Source organism: Bartonella sp. MU70NMGDW (genome assembly GCF_042194085.1).
GTDB lineage: Bacteria > Pseudomonadota > Alphaproteobacteria > Rhizobiales > Rhizobiaceae > Bartonella > Bartonella grahamii.
Genome location: NZ_JBHIMK010000196.1, coordinates 1 through 2,310 on the forward strand (window position 1 = coordinate 1; position 2,310 = coordinate 2,310).

General features: G+C 38.2%; 1 protein-coding gene. It reads right to left on the reverse strand.

Annotated features, from left to right (window positions below; genetic code table 11):
* Window positions 1–2,310, reverse strand: a 2,310-nt coding sequence (locus ACFIKE_RS09660; RefSeq protein WP_375649611.1) for a helicase-related protein, incomplete at both ends; no start/stop codon positions are given.

Sequence of the window (2,310 nt, forward strand, 5' to 3'; positions counted from 1 at the left end):
GCATTTGTAACAAAACCAATCACACCACAATCTTTTATACGGTCACTTGCCCAGCGAATGGCACGAATATAACTATCATAAAGTGCTCTTATATTTGTTACTTTTGAATGAGCAGCATAAGTTTCACTAATACGTTTATCTAAAATCGGATAAGAAGTATTCTTTGCATTGTCGTTTTCGCTTTTTTGCCCCATAGAATAAGGGGGATTACCAAAGATAACTTCGATGTTTAGATTTTTCTGAAGTTCTAAATATGCACTGTTTTCCTCTAGTAAACCTTTCATCAGATCTTGTTTTTCAAGCATCCGGAATGTATCGGTTAAACCAATATGTTTGAAAGGAATATACTCTCCTTTCTTCAAACTATGATAAGTCGATTCAATGTTAATGGCTGCTATGTAGTACGCTAGCAAGACAATCTCGTTGGCATGGATATCATGACGGAACTTATATTCCATATCCTCTGGTTTTATGAGCTTTGATTGTAAAAGCCTTGTGATAAAGGTACCCGTTCCAGTGAAAGGGTCAAGAATAGAAACACCACGTGACCCCAAGCTTTTTCCAAACTCATTACGCAACACATCATCAACAGAATGAATGATAAAATCGACAACCTCAACGGGGGTATAAACAATGCCAAGCCTATCCGTGGTTTTCTTAAAAGCTTTGGTAAAAAAATCTTCGTAAAGCTTGATAATAAGATTTTGTCTTGCCTGTGGTTCTGTAATGCCAGAGGCACGGAACTTTACGCTGTCATAAAACTCTTGTAATTCTTTGGATTCTTCCTCAATATTGGTTTTATCGAGTTCTGTTAAGATTTTTTCCATTGCTTGAGAAATGGCATTGTTTTGCACAAATTCATTGCCCTCAAACAAAGCTTCAAACACGGGACGCGTTACAAGATGTTGCGCTAACATCTCAATCGCTTCTTCTTGCTTTATCTCACTGTTTAAGTTGTTTTTTAATTCCTTATAAAACGCATCAAAGGCATGATAAGCTTCGCTTGTCTGATCAGAAAGCATAGTTTGAAGGCGTGTGATATGGTTTTGTGCAATCTCAGCAACATTGCCAGCCCAAATGCCCCAATAATCACTCATGGTAGATTTTTTAACAATCAGTGTTTTGAGAGCATTGGGAAACTCAATAAAAAAGGGCAATCTTCCTTGTCCTTCATATGTTTGGTGCGGTTCATGAGCTTGTGTCCCAATTTGAAGTCCGGATTTTTCTGATTTTTCGTGGAGCGTGATTTCGTCAATAACCGTGGTGACATTCTCTAATTCGGTCTTTTTAGAAACTGTAACAATGTCGATGATAGAGCTTACGTCTTGTCCTAAGACCATCTGGTTAAGGGTTTTACTAAAATTCTCATCATGGGCAAGCAAAGCATTGAGAACTTGCCAGACAACACTGTATCTCTTATTGTTTTTTAATGCCTCTTCTGGTGAAACACCAGCAGGAACACCAACCGGCAAAATGATATAACCCATCTTTTTGCCTTTTGCACGACGCATCACACGTCCTACTGCTTGTATCACATCCACTTGGCTTTTACGCGGGTGTAAAAACATAACCGCATCAAGGGAAGGAACATCAACACCTTCTGAAAGGCAGCGTACATTGGTTAATATACGGCAGACATTCTCACCCGCATCTTCTTTCAACCAGTCAAGTTTTATCATACGGTTTTTGGCACCAGATTTTCCATTAATATGATCTGCTTGACAGTTAAGAGGGGGAATATTTTTATGGTTTTCATGAAGATCACGTAAATCTTTCTTAACTTCTTCATCGTTGAATGTTCTACATATGCGTTCAGAAGTTTTAATATCTCTACAAAAAGCCAAAGCCCGATGCATGGGTCTTGTATCATCTCCAAGATCAATTTTCAGATCCATTTTGGTAAGAGCTTGATAACAACCCATGATCTTTGTTCTATCATCAAGAATAAGTTCATAATTCTTATCTGTCATCAGATGCTGGATAGATTTACTCACTTCTCCTTCATCAACACCTAAAACGATAATCTTGTAAGGCGTTAAAAGTCCATTTTTTACAGCATGGGAGAAACTATAAGAATAAAGGATTTTGCCATAAAGCTCTTCATCATCCATAGAAGCCAGAACGGCATCAATCTCATTAGCTTGTTTTTTGGCATTATCACTAAAGATACGAGGGGTTGCGGTCATATACAGACGTTTCTTGCCCCGAATAAGGCTATTGTCATGAACCTTGATAAACTCAGATTCACTCTTGTCTGTTCCTAACACAGCTCCAGTGGTACGGTGTGCTTCATCACAAATGATCAGATCA